Raw genomic sequence first — 25753 nt, 5'->3', positions numbered from 1 at the left:
GGTTGCTCCAGCACTCCAGTACCGCCTGCCGCTCGCGTTAGGACAGCAAGGACAGCGATGCCCCCCAACACCACCGCCACATCGGGTGACAAGCCCGGCAAGTCCGGCAGGAAGAAGGGGCGAAAAGCCCGACTGATCGTGCTTGTCCTGGTGCTGGCCATCATCGGAGGCATCGCCTACGGGGCCTACTGGTCCGTCAGCACCGTCCGCGCCTCCTTCCCGCAGACCAAGGGCTCGACCACGCTCCAGGGCCTGTCCGGGCCCGTGGACGTGAAGCGGGACGGCTACGGCATCCCGCAGATCTACGCCTCCTCCCCGGAGGACCTGTTCATGGCGCAGGGCTTCGTCCAGGCGCAGGACCGGTTCTACGAGATGGACGTGCGCCGGCACATGACCTCCGGCCGGCTGTCGGAGATGTTCGGCAAGGGGCAGGTCGACAACGACGAGTTCCTGCGCACCCTGGGCTGGGACCGGGTCGCGCAGCAGGAGTACGACAAGAAGCTGTCGCCCGCCACCAAGAAGTACCTCCAGGCGTACTCCCAGGGCGTCAACGCCTACCTCAAGGGCCGCGACGCCGCGGACATCTCCCTGGAGTACGCGGCGCTGGGCTTCACCAACGACTACCGGCCCGCCCAGTGGACGCCGGTCGACTCGGTCGCCTGGCTGAAGGCGATGGCCTGGGACCTGCGCGGCAACATGCAGGACGAGATCGACCGCGCCCTGATGACCAGCCGCCTCGGCCCCAAGCAGATCAAGGACCTGTACCCGGACTACCCGTACAGCCGGAACAAGCCGATCATCACCCAGGGCCGGTACGACGAGTCCGAGGGCGCGTTCGACGGCGGGGCGAGCGGTTCCGGCTCGTCCGGCGGTTCCGGCGCCGACCCCGGCTCCGACGGCACCGGCCTGCCGGACGGCGGCTCCGGAGTGCCCGCCTCGGGCACCACCGACACCGGCACAGGCACCGGCACCTCGGACCCGGACGGCTCGGGCGTGCAGAGCCAGCTGTCGGGCCTGCGCAGCGTGATGCAGAACCTGCCCGCCGCGGTCGGGGTGAACGGCGACGGCATCGGCTCCAACTCCTGGGTGGTCGCCGGGAAGCACACCATCACCGGCAAGCCGCTGCTCGCCAACGACCCGCACCTGGGCGCCTCGCTGCCGTCCGTCTGGTACCAGATGGGCCTGCACTGCCGCGCCGTGTCCGGCAAGTGCCCCTACGACGTCACCGGCTACACCTTCGCGGGCATGCCCGGTGTGGTCATCGGCCACAACCAGGACATCGCCTGGGGCATGACCAACTCCGGCGTCGACGTCACCGACCTGTACCTGGAGAAGCTCAGCGGCGACGGCTATCTGCGCGACGACAAGACGGTGCCCTTCCGGACCCGGCAGGAGACCATCAAGGTCGCGGGCGGTGCGTCCAAGAAGATCGTCGTCCGCGAGACGGAGAACGGGCCGCTGCTGTCCGACCGCGACGACGAACTGGTGCAGGTCGGCAAGAAGGCCCAGGTCGACACCGCGGCCCCGGACCGCGGCGACGGCTACGCGATCGCCCTGAAGTGGACCGCGCTCCAGGCGGGCACCACCATGGACGCCGTCTTCGCCATCGACCAGGCCAAGGACTGGAGCGGCTTCCGCTCGGCCGCGGCGAAGTTCGACGTGCCCTCGCAGAACCTGGTCTACGCCGACACCCGCGGCAACATCGGCTACACCCTGCCCGGCCGCATCCCCAAGCGCGCCAAGAACGACGACGGCTCGGTCCCGGCGCCGGGCTGGGACTCGAAGTACGACTGGAAGGGCTACCTCAAGCAGGGCCAGCTGCCCTACGAGTACAACCCGAAGCGCGGCTACATCGTCACCGCCAACCAGGCCGTGGTGGACCCGGCCGATTATCCGTACCGGCTCACCACGGACTGGGGCTACGGCACCCGCAGCCAGCGGATCGCCGACCTGATCCAGTCGAAGATCGACGGCGGCGGCAAGATCTCCACCGACGACATGCGCCAGATGCAGATGGACAACAGCAGCGAGATCGCCAAGCTGCTGGTGCCGATGCTGCTGAAGATCGACATCGGCGACAAGGACGTCCGGCAGGCGCAGAAGCTGCTGGAGGGCTGGGACTACACCCAGGACGCCGACTCGGCGGCGGCGGCGTACTTCAACGCGGTGTGGCGCAACATCCTCAAGCTCGCCTTCGGCAACAAGCTGCCCAAGGAGCTGCGCGTCGAGGGCCAGTGCCTGTGGGTGGAGCCGACCGGCAACACCGGTCCGGTGGACGAGACCACCAAGGTGCGCGAGTGCGGCGAGCGCTCGGCCGACCAGGCGCAGCCGGACGGCGGCGACCGCTGGTTCGAGGTGGTCCGCAACCTGGTGAAGCAGCCGGACAGCGACTGGTGGAAGGTGCCGGCCTCCGGTACCCGCCCCAAGGCCGAGAACCGCGACCAGCTCTTCGCGCGCGCCCTGATCGACGCCCGCTGGGAGCTGACCTCCAAGCTCGGCAAGGACATCGACACCTGGAACTGGGGCCGGCTGCACCGCCTGTTCCTGAAGAACCAGACCCTGGGCACCGAGGGGCCCGGCTTCCTGAAGTACGTCCTCAACCGGGGCCCCTGGAAGCTCAGCGGCGGCGAGGCCGCGGTCAACGCCTCCGGGTGGAACGCCGCGGGCGGCTACGGCGTCGTGTGGGTGCCGTCCATGCGGATGGTGGTCAACCTCGCCGACCTCGACAAGTCCAAGTGGATCAACCTCACCGGTGCCTCCGGGCACGCCTTCAGCGCCCACTACACCGACCAGACGGACAAGTGGGCCAAGGGCGAGCTGCTGCCCTGGTCGTACTCGGCCGGCGCGGTCGACAAGAGCACGAGCGACACCCTGGTGCTCAAGCCGTGAGCCGCTGACCGGGGCACCCCGGCCACGGCGGAGGCCCTCCACGCGCGCGTGGAGGGCCTCCGCCGTACCAGGGACCCGCGCCTCGGCGCTCAGGCCAGGCGCCGGACCCCCGAGGGGGTCACCACCGCCTGCACCGGCCGGTCGTGCGGCTCGGCCGGGACGTGTCCGACGACCTCGCGGTCGTAGAGCAGCACCACGAGCGCGGGCCGCGCCTGTGCCCGCTCCAGCCGGGCCAGGACCCGGTCGTAGGAGCCGCCGCCGCGGCCCAGCCGCATCCCGCGCCCGTCGGCCGCCAGACCGGGCAGCAGGACCACGTCGGCGGCGGTAACGGCGTCCGGGCCGAGCCGCTGTCCGGCCGGCTCGAACAGCGCCATCCGCCCGCCGTGCCGCACGCGCGCGAGGGACCCCTCCCCGGCGTACGCGCCCCAGTCCAGGTCGTTGTCCGGAAGCAGCGCGGGCAGCAGCACGCGCACCCCCCGCGCGCGCAGCGCGTCGAGCAGCGCCAGGGTGCCCGGCTCGGTGCCCACGGAGACGTACGCGGCCACCGTGCGCGCCTGTGCCAGCTCCGGCAGCTCCAGCGCGCGCCGGGCCAGTGCCTCGCCCGCCTCGCGCACGTCGTCCGCGGTCAGGCGGTCGCGCGCCGCGAGGAGTTCCTGCCGCAGGGCCCGCTTGCCGGGTGCCGCGGTCCGTCCGATGTGGCTCAAGGTCGCTTCCGTGCCCTTCGTCGATGAGTGACCGATGAGTGTTCGCCGAGTGCTCGAAGAGTAAATGTGCTCATATGTGAGCCAATGAACCGGAGGCGCGGAGCCCCCGCAAACGCAGCGGCTAAGGTTTCCGCCATGAGTCACGCGCACCCCAGGATCAGCAAGGCTGTCATTCCCGCGGCAGGCCTCGGCACCCGGTTCCTGCCGGCCACCAAGGCCACTCCCAAGGAGATGCTGCCGGTCGTGGACAAGCCCGCGATCCAGTACGTGGTCGAGGAGGCCGTCTCCGCCGGCCTCGACGACGTCCTCATGGTGACGGGCCGCAACAAGCGCCCGCTGGAGGACCACTTCGACCGCAACTACGAGCTGGAATCGGCCCTGGAGAAGAAGGCCGACGCCGAACGGCTCGCCAAGGTGCGGGAGTCCAGCGACCTGGCGATGATCCACTACGTCCGCCAGGGCGACCCGAAGGGACTGGGGCACGCGGTGCTCTGCGCGGCCCCGCACGTGGGGGAGGAGCCGTTCGCCGTCCTGCTCGGTGACGACCTGATCGACCCGCGCGACCCGCTGCTCCAGCGGATGATCGAGGTGCAGGGGCAGCACGGCGGCAGCGTCGTGGCCCTCATGGAGGTCGAGCCCGAGCAGATCCACCTCTACGGCTGCGCGGCCGTGGAGGCCACCGCGGACAGCGACGTCGTCCGGGTGACCGGCCTGGTGGAGAAGCCGGAACCGGCCGACGCCCCCTCGAACTACGCCATCATCGGGCGCTACGTCCTCGACCCGCACATCTTCGAGATACTGCGCAGGACCGAGCCCGGCCGCGGCGGCGAGATCCAGCTCACCGACGCCCTCCAGCACCTGGCGGAGGCCGAGACCGCCGGCGGCCCGGTGCACGGCGTCGTCTTCAAGGGCCGCCGCTATGACACCGGCGACCGCGGCGACTACCTCCGTGCCATTGTCAGACTCGCGTGCGAACGTGAGGACCTGGGTCCCGGCTTCCGGACCTGGCTTCAGCGGTACGTAGCCGAGGAGATGTGACGACGTTGAGCAGTGCAGCGCACCACACCGCAGACCCGGACCGCCTGTGGTCGGTGGACGAGCACCTGGAGGACGTCCTCACCACCGTCCGCCCGCTCGAACCCATCGAGCTGCAACTGCTCGACGCCCAGGGGTGCGTCCTCGTCGAGGACGTCATGGTGCCCCTGTCCCTCCCGCCGTTCGACAACAGCTCCATGGACGGGTACGCGGTGCGGGTCGCCGACGTCGCCGGCGCCAGCGAGGAGTTCCCGGCCTCTCTGGAGGTCGTCGGGGACGTCGCCGCGGGCGCGGGCGCCCCGGTCCGGGTCGGCCCGGGGCAGGCCGCCCGGATCATGACCGGCGCCCCGCTGCCGCCCGGCGCCGAGACCGTCGTCCCGGTGGAGTGGACCGACGGCGGGCTCGGCGCGGGCCCGGTGCGCGGTATGCGGGCCCGCAGCCTCGCCCCGGAGGGCGCCACCGGGCAGGTGCGCGTCCACCGTCCCGCCGAGGCACGCGCGCACGTGCGCGCCAGCGGCAGCGACGTCCAGGCCGGTGACCTCGCCCTGAAGGCCGGCACGGTCCTCGGGCCGCCGCAGCTCGGGCTGCTCGCCGCGATCGGCCGCGGCACCGTACGCGTGCGCCCGCGCCCGCGCGTGGTGGTGCTGTCCACCGGCAGCGAACTGGTGCAGCCCGGCGAGCAGCTGGCGGGCGGCCAGATCCACGACTCCAACAGCTTCGCCCTGACCGCGGCGGCCCGCGACGCCGGCGCCATCGGCTACCGGGTGGGCGCCGTCGCCGACGACGCCGACACCCTGCGCTCCACCATCGAGGACCAGCTCGTCCGCGCCGATCTGCTGGTCACCACCGGCGGGGTCAGCGTCGGCGCGTACGACGTCGTCAAGGAGGCGCTGTCGCACGTCGGGGACGAGGACGAGCCGGGCGGCGGAGTGGAGTTCCGCAAGCTCGCCATGCAGCCCGGCAAGCCCCAGGGGTTCGGCACCGTGGGCCCCGACCACATCCCGCTGCTCGCGCTGCCCGGCAACCCGGTCTCCTCCTACGTCTCCTTCGAACTGTTCGTGCGCCCGGCCATCCGCACCCTGATGGGCCTGCCGGACGTCCACCGGCCCACCACGCGCGCGAAGCTGGTCTGCGACAAGGCGCTCACCTCGCCGCGGGGCCGCAGGCAGTTCCTGCGCGGGACGTACCGGGACGGCGAGGTGCGGCCGGTCGGCGGCTCCGGATCGCATCTGGTCGCGGCCCTCGCGCAGGCCGACTCCCTCATCGTCGTCCCCGAGGACGCCGAGTCCGTCGAGTCCGGCACCGAGGTCGAGGTGGTCCTGCTCGGCTGACCGGCCCGGATTGGCGGTAGCGTGTCGCGCACAGCAGGCCCGCGCGCCGCACCGCGCCGGGCCCGGACCGGGAGCGCCACACGAGCATGAGCACGCAGGACCGACCCCCGTACGACCCCCGCGCCGCGGCGCCGCATCCTGAGGGATCCGAAGGCCGCCTCACGCACATCGACGAGGCGGGCGCCGCCCGGATGGTCGACGTGTCCGGCAAGGACGTGACCGCGCGTACCGCACGCGCCAGCGGACGCGTCCGTGTCGCGCCCCGCGTGATCGAGCTGCTGCGCGGCGAGGGCGTCCCCAAGGGCGACGCCCTGGCCACCGCGCGGATCGCCGGGATCATGGGCGCCAAGCGCACCCCCGACCTCATCCCGCTGTGCCACCCGCTGTCGGTGTCGGGTGTGAAACTGGACCTGTCGGTCGCGGACGACGCCGTGGAGATCACGGCGACCGTGAGGACGACGGACCGCACGGGCGTGGAGATGGAGGCGCTCACCGCGGTCTGCGTCGCCGCGCTCACCGTGGTCGACATGGTCAAGGCGGTGGACAAGGGGGCGGTCATCACGGACGTCGGGGTCGAGGAGAAGACGGGCGGCAAGTCGGGCGACTGGAGCCGGGCATGACACTCGACACGCCCCCCGGCGGCACGCCCTCCGGCGGCGCGCCCGCCGCGCCGTACCGCGCGCTGGTGGTCACCGCCTCCAACCGGGCCGCCGCCGGGGTCTACGAGGACCGGGGCGGCCCGCTGATCGCCGCGGCCCTCGGCCGTCTCGGCTTCGCCGTCGACGGCCCGCGCGTCGTCCCGGACGGCGACCCGGTGCAGGCCGCGCTGAGCGCCGCCGTCGAGGCCGGCTACGACGTCGTGGTCACCACCGGCGGCACCGGCATCTCGCCCACCGACCGCACCCCGGAGGCGACCCGCCGGGTGATCGACCGCGAGGTGCCGGGCATCGCCGAGGCGATCCGGGCCTTCGGCCGCCAGAAGGTGCCGACCGCCGCGCTGTCCCGCGGGCTGGCCGGAGTCGCCGGACGGACCCTGATCGTCAACCTGCCGGGCTCCACCGGCGGGGTGAAGGACGGACTGGCGGTGCTGGAGCCGCTGTTGACGCACGCGGTCGACCAGGTGCGCGGCGGCGACCACCCCCGGCCCGGCGCCGGAGCCGGGGGTGCGAGCTGAACGGCCCCGCCTGGCCCGTGGTGCTCGCCGAGGGCGATGTCGTCCTGCGGCCGATAAGACTGCGCGACCAGCGGGCCTGGCGCGAGGTCAACCGGCGCAACCGGAACTGGCTCAGACCCTGGGAGGCGACGATCCCGCCGCCCGCCCCCGGCGGCCCCCTCACCCACCGGCCGACCTACCGGCAGATGGTGCGGCATCTGCGCGCGGAGGCCAGGGCGGGCCGGATGCTGCCGTTCGTCATCGAGCACGAGGGGCGCCTGGTCGGGCAGTTGACGGTGGCCGGGATCACCTGGGGCTCGATGTGCTCGGGGCACGTCGGCTACTGGGTGGACGAGGCGGTGGCGGGCCGCGGGGTCATGCCCACGGCCGTGGCGCTGGTCGTGGACCACTGTTTCCGCGCGGTCGGGCTGCACCGCCTGGAGGTCTGCATTCGCCCGGAGAACGGCCCGAGCCGCCGGGTCGTGGAGAAACTCGGATTCCGCGAGGAGGGGCTGCGGCCCCGATATCTCCACATCGACGGGGCCTGGCGGGACCACCTGGTCTTCGCGCTGACCGCCGAGGAGGTGCCGGACGGACTGCTGAGCCGCTGGCGCCGCACCCGCGCCGCGCGCGCCTCGGGCAACACGCCCGGTGGCGGAACGAGCCCCGGAAATTGAATAAGTGTTCGAATTTGGCCGGTGTGCGATCACACTCGTGCGGGGAATTTCCCCATTTTGACGGTCTGCTGATCGCATCGGTCGCAAAAAAAGCTCGAAATATCAGCCGGATCGTGCGACACACCGGCTCAATTGGCCGATGGCCAGATGCAAACCCCTCTACGGTGTGAGACGTGAGCAGCAGCGGCCTCATCTACGCAGTCATTGTCGGGGCCTGGGCCGCCTACTTGGTGCCGATGTGGCTCCGTAGGCAGGACGAGCTGAACGAGGCCCGTCCGACGGAACGCTTCAGCACCGCCATCCGGCTGCTGTCCGGACGGGCGGGCATGGAGCGCCGTTACGCCAGGGACCTCAGGGCGCGCTCCACCGAGGAGGGGGAGCCCAGCGCCGCCGATCCGGACGCCGTCACCGACCCGGTGGACGTCCGGGCCTTCGCCGTGCCCCCGGGCCGTGCGCCGGAACGGGACCAGCAGCGCGCAGCGGAGCGGGACCAGCCGCGCGAGCCGGTACGGGAGCGGCACGCGGCCCGGAACCGGCCGCAGCCGCCGCGCGAGCGCGCGGAGGTGCCCGCGCCCGCGAGCGCGCCGGACTCCGCTCCGGTGCCGCAGCCGGCCGGCGCCGACGACGCGCCCGCCCGCACCCGGATCCCCGCGGCCCGGCGCGCCCCCGGCGCGGAAGCCGCCGCGGCCCGCGCCCGGCGCACGAGGGTGCTCGCGCGCCGCCGCCGCACCACCGTCGTCCTCTTCCTCGCCTTCACCCTGGGCGCCGTCGTCGCCGCGGTCGGCGGACTCGCCTTCCTGTGGGCGCCTGCCGCGCCCGCCGTGCTGCTCAGCGCGTACATCGCCTATCTGCGCACCCAGGAGCGCAACCGCTTCGCCTACCAGATGGACCGCCGCCGCGCCGAGGCCGCCGCGCAGCGGCTGCGGGAGAACCGGCGCCCGCCGCGCCGCCGCGCCGCCCTGGGCCCGGACACGGAGGCGGACACGGAGGAACCCGACGCGGGCCCCGAACCGGAGACCGATCCCGGCCTCTCCGCGCTCGCCGCCGACCGGCGCGCCCTGGTCGAGCAGACCGACCACGCCGAGTGGCTCGACCAGCAGCAGCGCGAGCGCAGGCGGCGCCCCGGCCGGGGCGAGAGCTGGGAGCCGGTGCCCGTGCCGCTGCCGACGTACGTGACCGCGCCGGTCGCCCCGCGCGCCACCTCGGACGTGGACCTCGGCGCCCCCGACACCTGGAGCTCGGCGCGCTCCTCCGCGGCCCTGCCCGAGCAGGAGGCCGCCCCCGCCGCCGCGGAGCCGCAGGCGCCCGCCCCGGACGCCGCGGCGGGCACGGAGGACCGCCCGGCCGCCGACGGCCGCAGCGACGCCCGCCGCGCCGCCTCGGCCCGCCGCTCCCGCGAGCGCGGGCGCACCCCGCTCTTCGACCAGTACGAGGACGGCGACCGGCCGCGCGCGGCCAACGAGTAGCCGCCCGGCCGCGGTGACACCGCCTCAGACGCCCCCCAGGGCCCCGCCCGCTGACCAGGCCGGGAACGGATTTCCAACCAGCCGGATGAGGATGCTAGAGTTTCACTCGTTGCAAGGGCCTGTGGCGCAGTCCGGTAGCGCACCTCGTTCGCATCGAGGGGGCCAGGGGTTCAAATCCCCTCAGGTCCACGCAGCACGAAGTCCCGATCAGACGGTCACCGTCGGATCGGGACTTCGTCGTTTCGGGGATCGTCCATGCCTGCTCCGGGTGGTGGATGATGGTGCACCGGGTCCGGCGGATGCCCAGATTTTCGTTGGCCGCCGTGAGCGAGATGAGTATCGTCTGGGCTACCTGGCCGGGCGCCCTGCGGTGCATAAGATGCTCGTCGTGGGAGTGAGTCGGCTTGTAGCTCCTCCCCGGGCGGGGCTAAGACAGAAGCCGTCCTGTTTAGATCGCCAGCAGCGTCGGCCGGGAGTGACTGTCCCTTTCCTGCCGGGGCGTGGGATGGCGGGGCGAGCCGAGACACGGCTGGCCTGGGGGCGGCGTCCGCGAGCCCGAGCACTGTCTGGGCCGGGCCAGGGGCGGTGCGTGTGGAGAGGTCGTCGGATCGTACGGATACTTGCCTGCTGCCTTTGACACCACGGTCGGCTGCCTCGTGACCCAGAGCGAGGTTGGAGCCGAGTCGGTGGACAGGGATGTGGAAGTTCTCCGGTGAGCAGCCGGTGCAGGAGTGATCTGCGGCGCAGGTACCTATCGGCGATCGAATCTCTGCAAGGTGCTTCAGCACGGTGACCGCGTTCTCTCTCGTCCGGGCGGTCGGGATGCCCAGGGCGACGCTGTGGCAGAGCTGCGGGCAGCGGGGCGCAAGGTGGCTCTTCGTGGTCTCTTCGCCTGTGTGTGAGTGGACGGCGCCAAGCAGGGCTGCGCTGTGTAGCCGAAGATGTCCTTTTCGGAGTCATCGCTGAAGTGTCAGCCGACGGTGAGCTCGACTGAGGCCGTGCCCGAGCGGTCGTTGCCAGGGTTGCCCAAAGCAGGGATCGAAGTGGCGTCCACTCCTCGGTCACCGGCCCAGTGCTGCAGATGTCCGCGTTGTTATGCCAGCCGGGCTGAATGGGGGCAGGACGAAATCGTTTCGCAAGCCGTTTGAGCCGATTCGCGGCCGCGCGGCTGGCAGCCTCGCTCCAGACGGCGGAGCGGATGTCAGCCGCTGCTTGGCCCAGGCGTCGGTCGCAGTGTGTCAGGTCGAGCAAGGTGGTGGTCCGGGCCGGCCCTCGGCGGAGGCGACGGTTGGTAGGCATGCGCGTGCCTGTCGTGGACGGCGGTGCCTCGGGGCCGCCGGGCCAGGCGCGAGCTCTGAGGTTGGAGACAGAAGTGCGGAATCCGCCGGCTGTCGGAGCTCGTGGTTCGGCCGGAGCAGTACGCGACGAGCGTCAGATTTGCCGATACCGGTCCTGGGGTACGCGCCTGGCGGCCCAGGATTGTATCGCAGCGTGCCTTTCAGCTGTTGGGCCAGGCCGGACCGGTCGAGTACGGTCAGTAGCTGGCGACCTTGGAATCGACGGTACTGGGGAGCCGTCCAGGCCACAGCCGTGGCATATATGGCAGGCAGCCGACTGATCGTCCTCAGGCCGTGCCCTCACGGGCGGCGGCCACGCAGCAATCGGATAACCTCCGCTCTGGGGAGCGGAGGGACCCAGCGGTGATAGCCCGCCAAGCTGGCAGGGGAGGCCATGCCTGCCGCGGAAGCGACGGCCTCCGCACTGATGCCCTCGGAAAGTCGGCCGACGATCCACGTCGACCGCAATCGCTGAGCGGAGAGTGGCGGCAGGCCCGCGTAGGGCTGGTGCCGGGCGTGCCAGGACGAGACGAGATTCTTGGCTGCCGCGACCTCCCGGCCCGGTCGGAAAAGATATCCCGTTCCGGAGGCCTCCACCACCTCGGCCAGCGCGCCTTCCCAGTCGGAGTGGCACGCCACGAGTCGGCTGAGCAGCTTCTCCTCCAGCACTGCGACCCCACCAGAGGTCACGCGAACGTGGCTGCCTTGAATGGGTGGGATCTCGCCCGGCATCAGTCCGCACCCGGCTCCGAGCGCCATGAGAGCGAGGCCGTCGAGTCGAGCCCGGCCTGGCAGCCGGGCTGCCCAATCCCGCAGGTGGGCCAACTCCGCTGCGTCGTAAGGAGGCTGAAGCGTGCGGGGTGAGGAAAGCCGAGCCGGAGGGGCCTCTCCGCGCTGGACCCACACCAGAGCCGCTCGTGCCCGCCACAGCCAGGTCCGGCAGGTCAGCATCGTCGAGTCCTTCGCCGCACCGCCACCCGACAGGATGAAGGCGTCGATCGTCTTGAAACTCAGCCAAGTCCCCGGGTCGCGCGGCAGCCCGCTCCGGTCCGCCCAGACCGCGATCCGGCCGATCGCGTGCAGCAAATGCTCCGCCGCGTCGCAGGTGGCCGGAGCTGTCGCCGCCACGGTGGCTCTCACCAACTCGGCAACCGGCGCCCAGCGCCGATGCGGCAGCCGGGGCCGGTAGTCGCGAATCTTGCTGGAGACCTCCGAAGGCAGTGTCACAGACCAACAGAACCGGCTGGACAAGCAGCCGGTGAAGACGTCGAAGGCGACTTTCACGGACAGGAGTGCATCGACATGGTCGGCGTCTCGGCCCACAAGACCGCGCCGAGAAATCTTGCCCGCGATCCGGAATCCTGGCGCGACTCCGCTGTCGACGACTTCGCCGCCAGAATCGTCCGGGCCGTCGCCTGCAGGTTCGTGCTTGCCCTGGCGCGTGAGGAGCAAAGCCTGACGCAGGTCGCTACCGGGCCCCCAGACGTCGTCACCGCTGCACGTCTGGAAGTATTCCTCGACGTCCCGCTGTACCCGCGGGGCGGAATGCGCAGTACGCATAAAAATCGGCCTTTCTGTCCCCATGGAAACCGACTTCAGGGAACGACGAAATAGGCCACGCACCCCCCGAGCCGAGGCGGATTGCTCTAGCCTCGGGGATGCGTGAGCCTCTACCAGGGACCACGTCACTGGGTTCCGAAGAGGGTGCAAGCTCAACGGAGCCCGTCCCCTCCTCCCTGTGATGGGAGGAGGGGATTTCTCATGCTCGGGGCGGTGTCATCAGACGCCCCCTCTCCGTGGTCCTGTGAACCGGCGGGCGGAGAAGGTCCCGATCGGGTGCTCGACGGCCCGACCGTTCCTCACTAGCCGCTTGCACGTCGCGCGGGTCGTCTCAATGGGTCCTCGCCCTTCCTCGCCCTTCGTCGGACGCCCAAGGGCTTCTGTGATGTCCCTGACCTTCATCGGTCGTCCGGCGCCCACGAGGATCTGCTCGACCGCCTGCATCAGCTGCCCGAACGGCGACCGCGACGGCCCACCCTGCCCGGCACGCGTCCCCTCTGGTGGCTTGCTCGATCCAGCCCCTTCGTCGCACGACGCATCGCCGCTCTTCTTCTCCGCGTCGGCTTTCTCATTGTGGCTCTGAGCGTCCTTGGGTGGCGCCGAGCGACCTGCGAAGCACTCGGAGAGAGCTTCGCTCAGCTGATCGCGGGTGCTCGCGTACCTCGCCGCCGTGATTCGGAGGTCGGCGAGTTCTGCCTCGAGCTCAGCGATTCGCGCCAGCGTCCGCTCCGTCCTCTCGGAGAAGATCCGAACGGCCGTTCGCAATCCGGGAGCTGCATCCTGCTCGTCCGCCCGCGTAAAGTTCATCTGCCCCTCCTCGGCCTCCCGTACGACGGGACATCGGCAGTCATCGTAGGGAATGCCAGCCGAGTTTGGCAGCCAAATGGCCGATTAGGTATGGCAGTTGAGGTGAGGCTGATGCCTGACGCCCCTGACCTGTATGTCTGCGTTGCCAGTCGTAATTCTTAACGTCGTCAACATTCATGGCCGATCACGTTCCGCTGCGGTTCCCGGTGCCGGGCCTGCGAGGACGAGGTCCGGGAGGACGGCCCGCCCCAGGTTCCGGAGAACCACGTTCGGGCTGGCTCCCTTCTCCACGACGGAAGGGAGCCAGGAGCTCAGGCGGTCCAGTGCGGGTGCCAGTCCTTCTCGGTCGTCGCCGAGCAGGGCCGCCATGAGCGACACGACATCGGCGCGGGAGCTGCCCGGCGGCGCCGGGAGAACGGCGAGACCTGAGAGTACGCGCTGGTCAGGAGCGTCGCAGAGCGCGGCGAGGGCGGTGAGGGCGAAGCGGACGGCATCGGGTTCGGTGTCCCAGCGGGACAGCAGCCCCGGCAGGTCGCTGCCGATGGCCCGCCGGGTCAGGTGCTCGGCCGCAGACTCCTGAGGGGCACCCCCGAGCGCGGTGACGCGGTCGGCCAGGGAGACCGTCGTTGCCGGCCCCGAAGCGGCGAGCCGCAGCAGGTCGCCGAGCAGAATCAGTCGGCAGTCGGGCGCGACGCCGTCGTCCCGGACCAGTTCCATGAGGAACGGGACGGCCTCGGCCGTGGCGACGCTGCAGGTGCCCTGGTGCGCCACGGCGTCCGCGAGCTCGCCGAGGAACTCGTCCGCCGTCTCATAGGGCTCGCCGAACGCGAACTCCTCGTCGAGCAGCCACTCCACGGCGTCCGGCGCGCCCTCTGCGCTGCCGTACATGCGTTCGGCGACCGCCACCGCGGCCCGGACCAGCGTCGCGGGCTCACCGGTTCCGCTGTTCTTCCACGGCGGTCCGGCCGGGGGACGCGCGGGGTCCTCGGGCAGCGGACTCGGAAGGGCGACATCGGCACCGGCCCGCTCATGGACCAGGCCGTCCCGTACGAAGCCCCTTTCGAGAGTCGTGGCATGCCCCTCGCTGTACCCCTGCTGGAATCCGCCGTGGGCACGGGCGCCCTGGGCCACCCGGATCCGCTCGCTCCGGAGGAACGGTTCGAGTGCCAGGCGCTCGTACCCGCTGTGGACGGCCAGCGAGAAGACCTGCCACCACCCCTCCAGGCCGGGGTCCGTCGACGGCCGACCGTGCCAGAAGCTCGACGGATCGAACCTGAAGTGATCATGGACGCGCGCCGCCGTCAGACGGTGCCCGTTCCCGGACAGCTCAGCCGCGGCGGCGCGGGCGGCGTCCTCGTCCGGCAGGCTCAGCGTGTACTGGACTCCCCAGGCGGGAGCCGCCGCGGCCATCAGCCGCACCGCCGGGCGGACCTAGCCCGCTCGAAGCGCCGCCCGGCCAGATCTTCCGGGACCTCGATCTCGGATGGCAGACGCCGAAGGGCGAGAGGGCGCAGGGCGTCCCCAGAACCGTGTGTCATGCGACGGATCATCCATGGCGCCACTGACAGGCCGGGGTTCCGTTCCCGAGGTTCGTCCGCCCCCGGACTCTCCTCGTTCCCCGGCGGCCGTCGGCGGGGAGCCGGAGCCGTCGCTCCTTCCCGTCGGCCGTCCGCCGTCACCGCAGCGGCTTGGCGTAGCAGAGGCTCGACTCGTACTCCCGGTAGTAGCCGAACTTGGCGCAGGGCTCGTAGCCGCTGGAGGTGTACAGGGCGATGGCCTCGGGCTGCTGGTCGCCGGTCTCCAGGACCATGCGGACGCGGCCCGCCGCGCGGGCGTCCTCCTCCAGTGCGGCGAGGATGCGGCGGGCGAGGCCCCGGCCGCGCATGGACTCGATCACGAACATGCGCTTCACCTCGGCGTCGCCGTCCTCGTTGCCCTCGGCGTTCTTGTCCTGGCTGCGCCAGCCGCCGGTGGCGACGGGGGTGCCGTCCTCGTCGTAGGCGATCAGGTAGACGCCGTGCGGCGGGCGGAAGTCGGCCGGGTCCAGGTGGGTGGCGTCGCCGCCGTCGCCGTAGCGCACGTGGTACTCGGCCTGGACCTCGTCGTTCAGCTTGACGGCGTCGGGGTGGTCGAAGGCGACAGGGCGAATGAACATGTTGGATACCGTATATCGATGCAGTGGGTAACGGGAGAGGGTGCCTCGGGTCTCTTACGGGACCCCGTCCAGTGTGCCGGTAAAGTGCCCGAGTGCTCACTGTGACCTCCGCCAACGTCAACGGACTGCGTGCCGCCGCGAAGAAGGGCTTCGTGGAGTGGCTCGCGCTGACCGGCGCCGATGTGCTCTGCCTCCAGGAGGTGCGCGCCGAGCCGCAGCAACTGCCCGAGCAGGTGCGCACGCCCGTCGGCTGGCACGCCGTGCACGCCCCCGCCGCCGCCAAGGGCCGCGCGGGCGTCTCCCTCTACACCCGCCGCGAGCCGGACGCCGTCCGTGTCGGCTTCGGCTCGGCGGAGTTCGACGGCAGCGGGCGCTATGTCGAGGCCGACCTGCCGGGTGTGACGGTCGCCTCCCTCTACCTGCCCTCCGGCGAGGTCGGCACCGAGCGGCAGGACGAGAAGATCCGGTTCATGGGTGAGTTCCTCGCCCACCTCAAGGAGCTGCGCGAGCGGGCCGCCGCCGACGGACGCGAGGTCCTGGTCTGCGGCGACTGGAACATCGCCCACCAGCAGGCCGACCTGAAGAACTGGCGCGCCAACCAGAAGAACTCCGGCTTCCTGCCCGAGGAGCGAGAGTGGCTGAGCCGGGTCCTGGACCCGGCGGACGGCGGCTATGTCGACGTGGTGCGCGCCCTGCACCCGGACGTGGCGGGACCGTACACCTGGTGGTCGTACCGGGGGCGGGCCTTCGACAATGACGCGGGATGGCGGATCGACCTCGCCGTCGCCACTCCGGGGCTCGCCCGGCGAGCGGTCAAGGCGTATGTGGAACGAGCCGCCAGCCACGAGGCGCGCTGGTCGGACCATGCCCCTGTGACGGTGGTCTTCGAGCCGTGACAACGCGGCGCGGGGGTGCCGACGAGGCATCCCCCGCCCGCTCCGGCTCAGCGCTGTGGCCGGTCCGGCAGGGAACTTCCGAGGACGAACGTCAGACGTGAGGTGTCCGGCCCGGCCAGTCGTTCGCGGCCACCGCCGGATCGTCCTTTCGCCACGGTGACGCGAACGTCGTCGCGGAGCAGGTCCTCACGGGAGACGGGCGCCGTCGCCGCTGTCGCCTGGTGATAGCGGTCGGCTGTGTAGCTCTCGAGCCAGTCGGAGCGCATTCCGCCCGGAGCGGGGCATACGTCGCCGCGTGCGGTCGCTCGGCACACATAGTCGCCGTACGGCCGCCCTTTACGTGCGGCGAAGTACATGCGCCCACCGCAGCCCGCGCAGTACACGACACCCGTGAGCAGCGACGTCGTCCGGCTCCGCGGGCGGCGGGTGCCGTTCGAGCGTGCTGCGAGCACGTCCTGCAGCGCATCGAAGTCCTCCGCAGACAGCAGCGGCTGTCCGATGAGTACCGGTGTACCGGAGTGATCACGGACGGTCCGGCCCCGGTGGGTGCGGTGCCCGGCCAATGACGGGCTGCGCAGTACCTTCGAGAGCGTGCCCGACGTCCAGCGGAACCGTTCGAAGTCGCGCCCGTGGCGCCGGCCGCCCGTGGGCCGGCCCTGCAACTGGGCGTGGCGGTCACGGGGGACCGGCACACCCTGGTCGTTCAGGCGCTGTGCGACGGCCACCAGGGAGCGCCCCGCGTGCACGTCCTCCACGATCGAGAGGACGAGGGCGGCGGTTTCGGGATCGGGGGCCAGGGACCAACCGGCGCCGGAGGCGTGCGGAACCTTGCGGTAGCCGAAGGGGACGAGGCCGCCGCCGTACCGGCCTGCGGCGCGCAGCGCCTCGTGGGCACCGGTGAGCCGAGCGGAGATGGCACGGGCTTCCTGCTCGGCCGCATGGGCCAGGTCCAGGCAACGGCGGACGACGAGCCTGTCCGCCTGCGGCGTGACCACCAGCGGCCAGTCTTCCTCGGGCATCCCGAAGACGAGCGTCCTCGTGCGGGAGCGGCCCCACTCGATCAGCTGGGACATATGGGCGAGGGATCGTACGGCGCGGTCCACGTGCGACCACACGACAGCGTCGTATTTCTCGGGATGCCGCAGCCAGGGCGACAGGGACGGGCGCTCGAACGGAGATGTCGTGTGCGCGGAGACCCCCAGGTCCGCGGCCTCCGCGATCAGGGTCAGGTTCAACTGCTCCGCACACAGTCGGATCGCGGCGCGCTGCCTGCCGGGTGACGTGGTTGCCTTCGTGAGGCAGCTGAGGCGTACGGCACCGAGGGCTCGTGGCGATCCGGTGCGAGCCGAAGTGGCCCCGTGCGGTGGACGGTTATGCTCGGGCATGTCGGCGCTCCTGGAGAGTGTCGGCCGTACCCCGGGGCTGGTCGCACAGTCGCCGGGGCCTTTCGTTCTCACTCTCGGAGAGCGAACGCGCTTCCGTCCGCTGTTGTGCGGAATGTGCCTCGATGGAGTGAACGCCCGGCACATACGCAACGGTGGCAGGTTGTTGCTGCATCTGCGCCTCGGGTACCCCCGGCGCCCTCACGCCCCCTTGTTCAGCCGCCGGTCCAGAGCCATCGACAGTTCCGCGTCCACCACGCTCTTCGCCAGGGGGCGCAGGCGGTGGAGGTCCTTCTCGGTGCCGTGGTGGGTGATGAGGTCGGTGAAGAGCTCGGCCAGGGCCTCGGCGTGGGCGCGGACGCGGTGGCCGGCGGCCAGGACCGCGGCCAGCGGGATGCCCTCGCGGACCAGGGCGGCGGAGACGTCGAGCAGCCGGCGGCTGACGTGGACGATCTCGTCGCCGTCGGTGCCGAGGTAACCGAGGTCCATGGCGGCGGCCAGGTTCTCCGCGGTGACCTCGCCCGCGAAGTGGTCGGCGAGTTCCTCGGGGGTGAGGCGGACCGGGGTCTCCTCGGTGGGCTCGCCCACGCCGAGCAGGTCGCCGACGTCGCGGCCGTGGTCGAACGCCTCGGCCAGCTCGGCGATGCCGCTGAGCGTGTGGCCGCGTTCCAGCAGGGCCGTGATGGTGCGCAGCCGGGCCAAGTGATGGTCGTCGTACCAGGCGATACGGCCCTCACGGCGGGGCGGGGGTATCAGCTTGCGTTCGCGGTAGAAGCGCAGGGTGCGCACGGTGATGCCGGCCAGCCGCGCCAGCTCCTCCATGCGGTACTCGCGCGGGCCGCCGCCCTGCCCGTCCGGTCGTCCAGCGTCCTCAGCCACACCGGCAGCCTATGTTGTACCGCCGGTAACTTTCCCGGTCCCGACCCCTACCGATCGGTACGCCGCTCCTCTACGCTCCCCATTGCGCCAGTGTTCACTGGCAGAGTCGCTGGAGGCTGGGCCCGCGGCACGCACGTGGGTCACGCGAGGCATGGAGGGGCGCTCAATGGCCGAGCACGAGTACGCACACGTACGGGTGGCGGTGATCGGGTCCGGGTTCGGCGGACTGGGCGCCGCGGTGCGCCTGCGCCGGGAGGGGATCACCGACTTCGTCGTGCTGGAGCGCGCGGACAGCGTCGGCGGCACCTGGCGGGACAACAGCTATCCCGGGTGCGCCTGCGACGTGCCCTCCCACCTCTACTCCTTCTCCTTCGCGCCCAACCCGGAGTGGCCGCGCACCTTCTCCGGCCAGCAGCACATCCGCTCCTATCTGGAGCATGTCGCCGACACCTTCGGGCTCCGCCCGCACCTGCGCTTCGGCTCCGAGGTGAAGAAGGCGGCCTGGAACGCCGAGCGGCTGTGCTGGGACATCGAGACCAGCAGCGGCAGCCTCAGCGCGGACGTCGTGGTCTCCGCGACCGGACCGCTGTCCGACCCGAAGATCCCGGACATCAAGGGCCTGGACACCTTCCCCGGCAAGGTCTTCCACTCCGCCCGCTGGGACCACGGCTACGACCTCGCGGGCAAGCGGGTCGCCATGGTCGGCACCGGTGCCTCCGCCATCCAGATCGTGCCGTCCATCCAGCCCGAGGTCGCCCGCCTCACGCTCTTCCAGCGCACCCCGCCGTGGGTGATGCCCCGCGTCGACCGCGCCATCAGCGGCCTGGAGCGCTCCCTGCACCGCGCGGTGCCCGCCACCACCCGGCTGCGCCGCGGCCTGCTGTGGGGCATCCGCGAACTCCAGGTGCAGGCGTTCACCAAGCGGCCCGACGAACTCGGCTTCGTCGAGAAGATCGCCCAGCGCAACATGGCCCGCGCCGTCAAGGACCCGGCGCTGCGCGCCAAGCTCACCCCCGACTACCGCATCGGCTGCAAGCGGATCCTGCTCTCCAGCACCTACTACCCGGCGCTCGCCCGGGACAACGTGGACGTGGTGGCCAGCGGGCTCAGCGAGATCCGCGGCTCGACCGTGGTCGCCGCCGACGGCACCGAGACCGAGGTCGACGCGATCGTCTTCGGCACCGGCTTCCACGTCACGGACATGCCGATCGCCGAGCGGGTCGTCGGCGCGGACGGCCGCACCCTGGCGGAGACCTGGAAGAACGGCATGGCCGCGCTGCGCGGCGCCACCGCGGCCGGTTTCCCGAACTGCATGACGATCATCGGCCCCAACACCGGCCTCGGCAACTCCTCGATGATCCTCATGATCGAGTCCCAGCTGAACTACATGGCCGACTATCTGCGCCAGTTGGACGTCCTCGGCCCGGGGACCGCCCTCGACGTCCGGCAGAGCGCGGTGAACGCCTGGAACCGCACGGTGCAGGAGCGCATGAAGCGCACCGTGTGGAACACCGGCGGCTGCACCAGCTGGTACCTGGACGCGGCCGGCCGCAACACCACTGTCTGGCCCGGCACCACCACCGAGTTCCGCCGCGCCACCCGGCGCGTGGACCTCGCCGAGTACGAGGTCGTACGGGCGCCCAAAGCGTCCAGGACGCCCGGGACCGGCGCGAGCGGGGCCCCCTCGCCCGCGCCCGCCGCGTCCCGGCCCGCGGAGGTGCAGGCGTGAGCCGGCTGACCCGCGTCACGGCCGGCCCGTACGCCCCGCCCGTCCCCGCCCGCGAACTCACCGTCTCCTCCACCGGCGGCGCCCGGCTGCACGTGGAGGTGCACGGGCCCGAAGGGGCGCCCGCGGTCGTCCTCGCGCACGGCTGGACCTGCTCCACCGCCTTCTGGGCCGCGCAGATCCGCGAACTCGCCGCCGACCACAGGGTGATCGCCTACGACCAGCGCGGCCACGGCCGCAGCCCCGCGCACGAGGTGTGCAGCACCGAGGCGCTCGCCGACGACCTGGAGGCCGTGCTCGGCGCGACCCTCGCCCCGGGCGAGCGGGCGGTGGTCGCGGGCCACTCGATGGGCGGGATGACGGTGCTGGCCGCGGCCGGGCGGCCCGGCTTCCAGGAGCACGCGGCGGCCGTCCTGCTGTGCAGCACGGGCAGTTCGCGGCTGGTCGAGGAGGCCACCGTCGTGCCGCTGCTGCGGGGCGGCCGGCTGCGCACCGGGCTGACCCGGCGGATCCTCGGCTCCCGGGCCCCGCTCGGGCCGGTCACGCCGCTCGCCCTGCGGATCCTCAAGTACGCGACGATGGGCCCGCGTTCGGCGCCGCACGTGGTCGAGGCGTGCGCCCGGATCGTGCACGCCTGCCCGCGCCGGGTGCGCCACGCCTGGTCGCGGGTGCTGGACTCGCTCCAGCTCGACGCGGGCGCACGGCAGGTGCGGGTGCCCGCCGCGGTGCTCGTGGGCACCGCCGACCGGCTCACGCCGCCGGTGCACGCGCGGTCGCTGGCGGCGGCGCTGCCGCAGTGCGTGGGCCTGACCGAACTGCCCGCGCGCGGCCACATGACACCCATGGAGGCACCGGACCAGGTCACCGGGAAGATACGGGACCTCGTCGCCGGGCACATACGCGCACGCGGAACCGGAACCGGAACCGGAACCGGAACCGGAAACGACAACGACACCGCACGGATCGGAGAGGGCGCATGAGCAGGTTCCCGCTGGAGGGACAGGTAGCGGTCGTCACGGGCGCCGCGCGGGGCGTCGGCGAACTGCTCGCCCGCAAACTCTCCGCGCGCGGCGCGCGGGTGGCGCTGGTGGGCCTGGAGCCGGACGCGCTCAAGCAGGTCGCCGAGCGGCTGCACGGCGAGAGCGGCCACTGGCACGCCGACGTCACCGACCACGAGGCGATGGCCCGGGTGGCGGCCGAGGTGAAGGAGCGGTTCGGCCGGGTGGACATCGCCGTCGCCAACGCCGGTGTGGCGACCGGCGGTCCGTTCGCCGACTCCGACCCGCGGTCCTGGCGGCGGGTGATCGAGGTCAACCTCATCGGCTCGGCGGTCACCGGCCGGGCGTTCCTGCCCGCGCTGACCGAGAGCCGGGGCTACCTCCTCCAGGTCGCCTCGCTCGCCGCGATGACCCCGGCGCCGATGATGACGGCGTACTGCGCCTCCAAGTCCGGTGTGGAGGCGTACGCGCACAGCCTGCGCGCCGAAGTCGGCCACCGGGGCGTGCGGGTGGGCGTGGCGTACCTGTCCTGGACCGACACGGACATGGTGCGCGGGGCCGATCAGGACGACGTCATGCGGGAGTTGAGGCAGCGGCTGCCGTGGCCGGCCAACAAGACGTATCCGCTGGGTCCGGCGGTGGACCGGATCGTGGACGGCATCGAGCGGCGCTCCGGCCATGTCTACGGGCAGTGGTGGCTGCGCGGGATGCAGGGGACGCGCGGTTATCTGCCGGGTGTCATCGGGACGGTGGGGCAGCGGGAGATGCGGCGGTTCGCGGACCGGCTGACGGGCATGCGCACCGGGCTCGTCGGAGCGGGCGGCGCCGCCGACGAACAGCACCGGACGGTGTCAACTACCGACCGTCACTGATCGACATGCACAGGGTCACCACCCGTGTGAATCTGGTCGAGGCCGGTCCCCTCACCCACTTGGGGGCCGCATTCACCCACACGGGAGTGACACAGCATGGGTATGAAGGACAAGTCCCAGGAGCAGGCCAAGCAGTGGCAGCAGCAGGGCAAGGAGCGCGTCCAGGAGGGCCGCGAGAAGGCCGGCCAGCGTGCCGGGCAGCGCGGTGACCAGCAGCGTGACCGCGCCCGCCAGGGCATCGAGGACACGCACGACGAGGCCCACGACCGCCTCGACGAGGACTACGACCGGTAACTCGCCGCGCTCCGTGGACCGTTGCTGAGCCGTGGGGTGTCCCGTGCACCGGGGCACCCCATGCGGCTGCCGGGACCTCAGGTCTGCCGCGGCGGCAGCTTCGGACGGGCGAGGTCGGGCACGCCGCCGTAGCCGGGCGGGGTCGCGGCCGGGTGCGACGCCAGGAGTTCCAGGGCCAGTTCGATGGCCCGGTCCATCTCGACGTGCCGGCCCTCGGCCCAGTCCAGCGGGGTGCGCAGCGCCTCGATGTCGGGCTCGACGCCGTGGTTCTCCACGGACCAGCCGTACGCGTCGAACCAGGCCGCGTTCATCGGCACCGTGATCACCGTGCCGTCGCCGAGCCGGTGCCGCCCGGTCATGCCGACCACGCCGCCCCAGGTGCGCTGGCCGACCACCGGACCCAGCTCCAGCAGCTTGATCGCGGCCGTGATCATGTCGCCGTCGGAGCTGGTCGCCTCGTCGGCGAGGGCCACGATCGGGCCGCGCGGCGCGTTGGAGGTGTACGAGACCGGCTGGGCGTCGCGGGTCAGGTCCCAGCCGAGGATGGTCCGGGTCAGCTTCTCGATGACCAGTTCGCTGATGTTGCCGCCCGCGTTGCCGCGTACGTCCACGATGAGCGCGGGCCGGGACATCTCCATGCGCACGTCCCGGATGAACTGCGCCCAGCCGGAGCCGCCCAGGTCGGGGATGTGCAGATAGCCGCACCTGCCGTCGCTCAACTCACGGGTGACCGCCCGGCGTTTGGCGACCCAGTCCTGGTAGCGCAGCGGCCGGTCGTCGACCAGCGGGACGATCGCGACCCGGCGGGCCGGTCCCTGTCCGCCCGCGGGCGAGAACGTCAGCTCCACCGTCGTACCGCCGGACCCGGCCAGCAGCGGCCAGGGGCCCGTCACCGGGTCGACCGGCCGTCCGTCGACATGGGTCAGCACGGCGCCCGCGCGGATGCCGGTGCCGGCCAGCGGCGAGCGGGCGCGCGAGTCGGAGGAGTCGCCGGGCAGGATCCGGCGGACGGTCCAGCCCTCCTCGCGCGGCACCAGGTCGGCGCCGAGCAGGCCCTGCCAGCGCTGGTAGTGCGCGGGGCCCTCGTTGCGGCGGGCGGCGGCGACATAGGCGTGGGAGGTGCCCAGTTCGCCCAGCACCTCGCGCAGCAGATCGGCGAACTCGTCGGGGGAGGCGACCCGTTCGACCAGCGGCCGGTACTGGGCGAGCACCCCGTCCCAGTCGATGCCGCACATCCGCGGCTCCCAGAAGTACGCCCGGATCAGCCGCCCGGCCTCCTCGTACGCCTGGCTCCACTCGGCGCCCGGGTCGACGACGTGCAGGATCCGGCGCAGGTCGATCCAGGTCGTGGTGTCGCTGTCGCCCGGCTCGGTGGAGGGCACCGCGCGCAGCTCGCCCTCGTCGACCACGACCAGCCGGGTGCCGTCGCCGCTGACCGCGAACCAGTCGAGGTGGCCGACGAGTTCGGACTTCTTCGCCTTGCTGATGTGGAAGTACTCCAGGGTGGGCCTGCCGGTCGTGTCGTCCGGGTTGGCGAACGTCTCCCCGAGCGCGCCGGAGATCGGCCAGCGCTGCCAGACCAGGCCGCCGCCCGCGACCGGGGCGAGCGCCGAGTACTTGGAGGCGATGACCGGGAACGGCGTCACCCGGCTCTCCAGGCCCTCCACCTCGACGGTGACCGCGCCGGGCTCGCCGTTCTCCTCGTCCTCCACCGGGTCGAGCCCGCCCGCCGCCGGGCGCCCCTCCGGGTTCAGCGCGAACGGGGAGGGCGTCGCGGAGGACAGCGGGACCAGATAGGGCTTGCAGCCGAGCGGGAAGGACAGGTCGCCGGTGTGCACGTCGTACACCGGGTCGAAGCCGCGCCAGGACAGGAAGGCCAGATAGCGGCCGTCCCGGGTGAAGACGGGGTTCTCGTCCTCGAAGCGGCCGTCGGTGACGTCGATGACCAGGCCGTCCTTGATGCGGGCCAGCCTGATCTGGCGCAGTGTCCGGCCGATCCCCGGCTGCGACCAGGTCAGCCAGGCGCCGTCCGGGGAGAACGCGAGGTCGCGCACGGGGCCGTTGACGGAGCGGACGAGTTCGGTGACGGTGCCGCGGGGGGCCGGGGCTGCCTCGTCCCGCGTGCCGTTCTCCCCGCCGGCCTGCGCTTCGGTCCCGCCACCGTCGTCCGTACCGGCCTCCCCGGGCCCGCCGCCGTCGGCGGTCTCCGTGCCGTCCTCCTCCGTCACGTCGAGCAGCAGCAGCCGTCCGTCGTGCGCGGCCAGGGCGAGCCGTTCGCCGTCGGGGTCGGCGGCCATCTCCAGCACCCGGCCCAGCTCGCCCTGGGCGATCCGGCGCGGCGGCCGTGGCCCGGTGGCGCGCGGCAGCTGGGCGATCTCCACCGCGTCCTCGCCGCCCGCGTCGGTGACGTAGGCGATCCGGCCGCCGGCGCCGAGCATCTCCGGGAGCCGGACGCGGACGCCGGGCGTGTCGGTGAGGGTGCGCGCGGGGCCGTCACGGTGGGTGAGCCAGTACAGGGAGCCGCGGACGACGACCGCGCTGGCCCGGCCGGTCTCGTCCACGGAGAGGCCGTCCAGGTTCTGGGCGGCCGGGACGGGGTGGCGGCGGCGGCCCGCGCGCGGCCCGCTGAGCCGTACGTCCAGGCGGCGCGGCACCGAGTCGGGGGAGAGGTCGTCCACGATCCACAGGTCGCCCGCGCACTGGTACACCACGCGCCGGCCGTCCCCGGCGGCGTGCCGGGCGTAGAAGGCGTCGTGGTCGGTGTGGCGGCGCAGGTCGGAGCCGTCGGGGGCGCAGGAGTAGAGGTTGCCGACGCCCTCGTGGTCGGAGAGGAAGGCGATCCGGTCGCCGACGAACATCGGGCAGGCCAGATGGCCGTTCAGCTCGGGCAGCAGCCGCTGTCCGTGCAGCCAGAGGCGGCCGGTGGCGCCGCCGCGGTAGCGCTTCCAGGAGGCGGGTTCGTGGGGCGGGGTGCCGGTCAGCAGCAGGGTCCTGCGCTCGCCGCCGGTCTCGGCGGCCTGGATGTCGGCGACCGGCCCCCAGGGCAGTTTGCGGCCGGGGGAGCCGTCGGTGGCGACCTTGTAGGCCGAGGTGAAGTAGGAGAACGGCTCGCCGTGCGAGGTGACGGCGAGGATCTCGCGGTGCCCGTCCTCCTCGGGCGGCGTCCAGCCGCACACCTGGGTGTCGGAGCTGCCCCAGTACGTCAGCTGCCGGGCGGGCCCGCCGTCCACCGGGACCAGATGGATCTCGGGTGCCAGGCTGCGCCAGCTGGTGCAGGCGATGTGGCGGCCGTCGGGGGAGAAGCGGGGGTGGCCGGTCTTGGTGCGGTCCACGGTGAGCCGCCAGGCCCGGCCCGCACCGTCGAGCGGCGCCAGCCACAGGTCGTCCTCGGCCACGAAGCACAGCAGATCGCCGCTGAGGTGCGGCATACGCAGATAGCTCACCTCCTCCATGCTTCGCCGGGGTGCCGGGCCGGGCAACCGGAGCACCGCGCCGGGAGCACTCCGGAGCACTGCGGAGCAGTCATGGGGCTCCCTCAGGGGACTCCTTTACGGGAATCCGACAGAAGTGACCCAACCCACGTACGAAACTG

General features: G+C 72.1%; 20 protein-coding genes and 1 tRNA gene. 13 read left to right on the top strand and 8 right to left on the bottom strand.

The genetic code is table 11. From position 1 onward, the window contains the following. Positions 1 to 57: 57 nt before the first annotated feature. Positions 58 to 2889, top strand: coding sequence for a penicillin acylase family protein (locus A8713_RS13045; RefSeq protein ID WP_064533658.1), 2832 nt, complete (start codon positions 58 to 60; stop codon positions 2887 to 2889). An 89-nt stretch (positions 2890 to 2978) separates the two neighbouring features. On the opposite strand, the gene A8713_RS13040 is transcribed toward A8713_RS13045, so the two are convergent. After that, entirely contained in the window at positions 2979 to 3593 is a 615-nt protein-coding gene (locus A8713_RS13040; RefSeq protein WP_064533657.1) for a 5-formyltetrahydrofolate cyclo-ligase, read from the bottom strand. Between the two features lie 135 nt (positions 3594 to 3728). Between A8713_RS13040 and galU the strand changes: the two genes are divergently transcribed. The 7 genes from galU to A8713_RS13005 all read left to right on the top strand — a co-directional run bounded on the left by galU (position 3729) and on the right by A8713_RS13005 (position 9444). Continuing rightward, positions 3729 to 4631 (top strand): UTP--glucose-1-phosphate uridylyltransferase GalU, encoded by a 903-nt coding sequence (galU, locus tag A8713_RS13035; RefSeq protein ID WP_064533656.1) that lies wholly within the window; start codon positions 3729 to 3731, stop codon positions 4629 to 4631. Positions 4632 to 4636: 5 nt separating this feature from the next. Then, positions 4637 to 5959, top strand: a complete 1323-nt coding sequence (gene glp / locus A8713_RS13030; protein WP_064533655.1) for a molybdotransferase-like divisome protein Glp — start codon at positions 4637 to 4639, stop codon at positions 5957 to 5959. 86 nt (positions 5960 to 6045) lie between these two features. Beyond that, positions 6046 to 6579 (top strand): cyclic pyranopterin monophosphate synthase MoaC, encoded by a 534-nt coding sequence (gene moaC, locus A8713_RS13025; RefSeq protein WP_064533654.1) that lies wholly within the window; start codon positions 6046 to 6048, stop codon positions 6577 to 6579. Continuing rightward, positions 6576 to 7133, top strand: coding sequence for a MogA/MoaB family molybdenum cofactor biosynthesis protein (locus tag A8713_RS13020; protein ID WP_064533653.1), 558 nt, complete (start codon positions 6576 to 6578; stop codon positions 7131 to 7133). The genes moaC and A8713_RS13020 overlap by 4 nt, the downstream gene beginning before the upstream one ends. Before the next feature lie 20 nt (positions 7134 to 7153). Continuing rightward, complete coding sequence (locus tag A8713_RS13015; protein WP_106967344.1) at positions 7154 to 7789, top strand: GNAT family N-acetyltransferase; 636 nt, start codon at positions 7154 to 7156, stop codon at positions 7787 to 7789. Between the two features lie 173 nt (positions 7790 to 7962). Further along, complete coding sequence (locus tag A8713_RS13010; RefSeq protein WP_064533651.1) at positions 7963 to 9255, top strand: gephyrin-like molybdotransferase receptor GlpR; 1293 nt, start codon at positions 7963 to 7965, stop codon at positions 9253 to 9255. Positions 9256 to 9370: 115 nt separating this feature from the next. Beyond that, a tRNA-Ala gene (locus tag A8713_RS13005) sits at positions 9371 to 9444 on the top strand. A 1448-nt stretch (positions 9445 to 10892) separates the two neighbouring features. On the opposite strand, the gene A8713_RS13000 is transcribed toward A8713_RS13005, so the two are convergent. From A8713_RS13000 to A8713_RS12985, 4 genes are all read right to left on the bottom strand, one after another. Then, positions 10893 to 12152, bottom strand: coding sequence for a hypothetical protein (locus A8713_RS13000; protein WP_237305356.1), 1260 nt, complete (start codon positions 12150 to 12152; stop codon positions 10893 to 10895). Between the two features lie 219 nt (positions 12153 to 12371). Next, positions 12372 to 12959, bottom strand: coding sequence for a hypothetical protein (locus A8713_RS12995; RefSeq protein WP_064533650.1), 588 nt, complete (start codon positions 12957 to 12959; stop codon positions 12372 to 12374). 174 nt (positions 12960 to 13133) lie between these two features. Further along, a complete protein-coding gene (locus A8713_RS12990; protein WP_064537479.1) occupies positions 13134 to 14369 on the bottom strand; it encodes a hypothetical protein in 1236 nt (411 codons plus the stop codon). Positions 14370 to 14634: 265 nt separating this feature from the next. Next, positions 14635 to 15114 (bottom strand): GNAT family N-acetyltransferase, encoded by a 480-nt coding sequence (locus A8713_RS12985; protein ID WP_064533648.1) that lies wholly within the window; start codon positions 15112 to 15114, stop codon positions 14635 to 14637. Positions 15115 to 15206: 92 nt separating this feature from the next. Between A8713_RS12985 and A8713_RS12980 the strand changes: the two genes are divergently transcribed. Next, positions 15207 to 16010, top strand: coding sequence for an exodeoxyribonuclease III (locus A8713_RS12980; protein WP_064533646.1), 804 nt, complete (start codon positions 15207 to 15209; stop codon positions 16008 to 16010). A gap of 47 nt (positions 16011 to 16057) precedes the next feature. Here the strand turns inward: A8713_RS12980 and A8713_RS12975 are convergent, their stop codons facing one another. Further along, a complete protein-coding gene (locus A8713_RS12975; protein ID WP_237305544.1) occupies positions 16058 to 17395 on the bottom strand; it encodes a recombinase family protein in 1338 nt (445 codons plus the stop codon). A gap of 198 nt (positions 17396 to 17593) precedes the next feature. Then, entirely contained in the window at positions 17594 to 18214 is a 621-nt protein-coding gene (locus tag A8713_RS12970) for a MerR family transcriptional regulator (protein WP_064533642.1), read from the bottom strand. Between the two features lie 223 nt (positions 18215 to 18437). Here A8713_RS12970 and A8713_RS12965 point away from each other — a divergent pair, with 223 nt between their 5' ends. From A8713_RS12965 to A8713_RS12950, 4 genes are all read left to right on the top strand, one after another. After that, positions 18438 to 20000 (top strand): flavin-containing monooxygenase, encoded by a 1563-nt coding sequence (locus A8713_RS12965; protein WP_064533639.1) that lies wholly within the window; start codon positions 18438 to 18440, stop codon positions 19998 to 20000. After that, a complete protein-coding gene (locus A8713_RS12960; RefSeq protein ID WP_064533638.1) occupies positions 19997 to 20977 on the top strand; it encodes an alpha/beta fold hydrolase in 981 nt (326 codons plus the stop codon). Before A8713_RS12965 ends, A8713_RS12960 begins: the two co-directional genes overlap by 4 nt. After that, positions 20974 to 21867 (top strand): SDR family oxidoreductase, encoded by an 894-nt coding sequence (locus A8713_RS12955; RefSeq protein WP_064533636.1) that lies wholly within the window; start codon positions 20974 to 20976, stop codon positions 21865 to 21867. The genes A8713_RS12960 and A8713_RS12955 overlap by 4 nt, the downstream gene beginning before the upstream one ends. 96 nt (positions 21868 to 21963) lie before the next feature. After that, positions 21964 to 22161, top strand: a complete 198-nt coding sequence (locus tag A8713_RS12950) for a hypothetical protein (protein ID WP_064533633.1) — start codon at positions 21964 to 21966, stop codon at positions 22159 to 22161. A 77-nt stretch (positions 22162 to 22238) separates the two neighbouring features. Here the strand turns inward: A8713_RS12950 and A8713_RS12945 are convergent, their stop codons facing one another. Beyond that, on the bottom strand, positions 22239 to 25613 hold the full coding sequence (locus A8713_RS12945; protein ID WP_079158940.1) for a S41 family peptidase: 3375 nt from the start codon (positions 25611 to 25613) through the stop codon (positions 22239 to 22241). Between the last annotated feature and the right edge of the window lie 140 nt (positions 25614 to 25753).

The sequence above is a fragment of the Streptomyces sp. SAT1 genome, assembly GCF_001654495.1.
GTDB lineage: Bacteria > Actinomycetota > Actinomycetes > Streptomycetales > Streptomycetaceae > Streptomyces > Streptomyces andamanensis.
The sequence above is the reverse complement of the archived record's forward strand: the minus strand, read 5'-3'. Positions and strand labels throughout refer to the sequence as shown.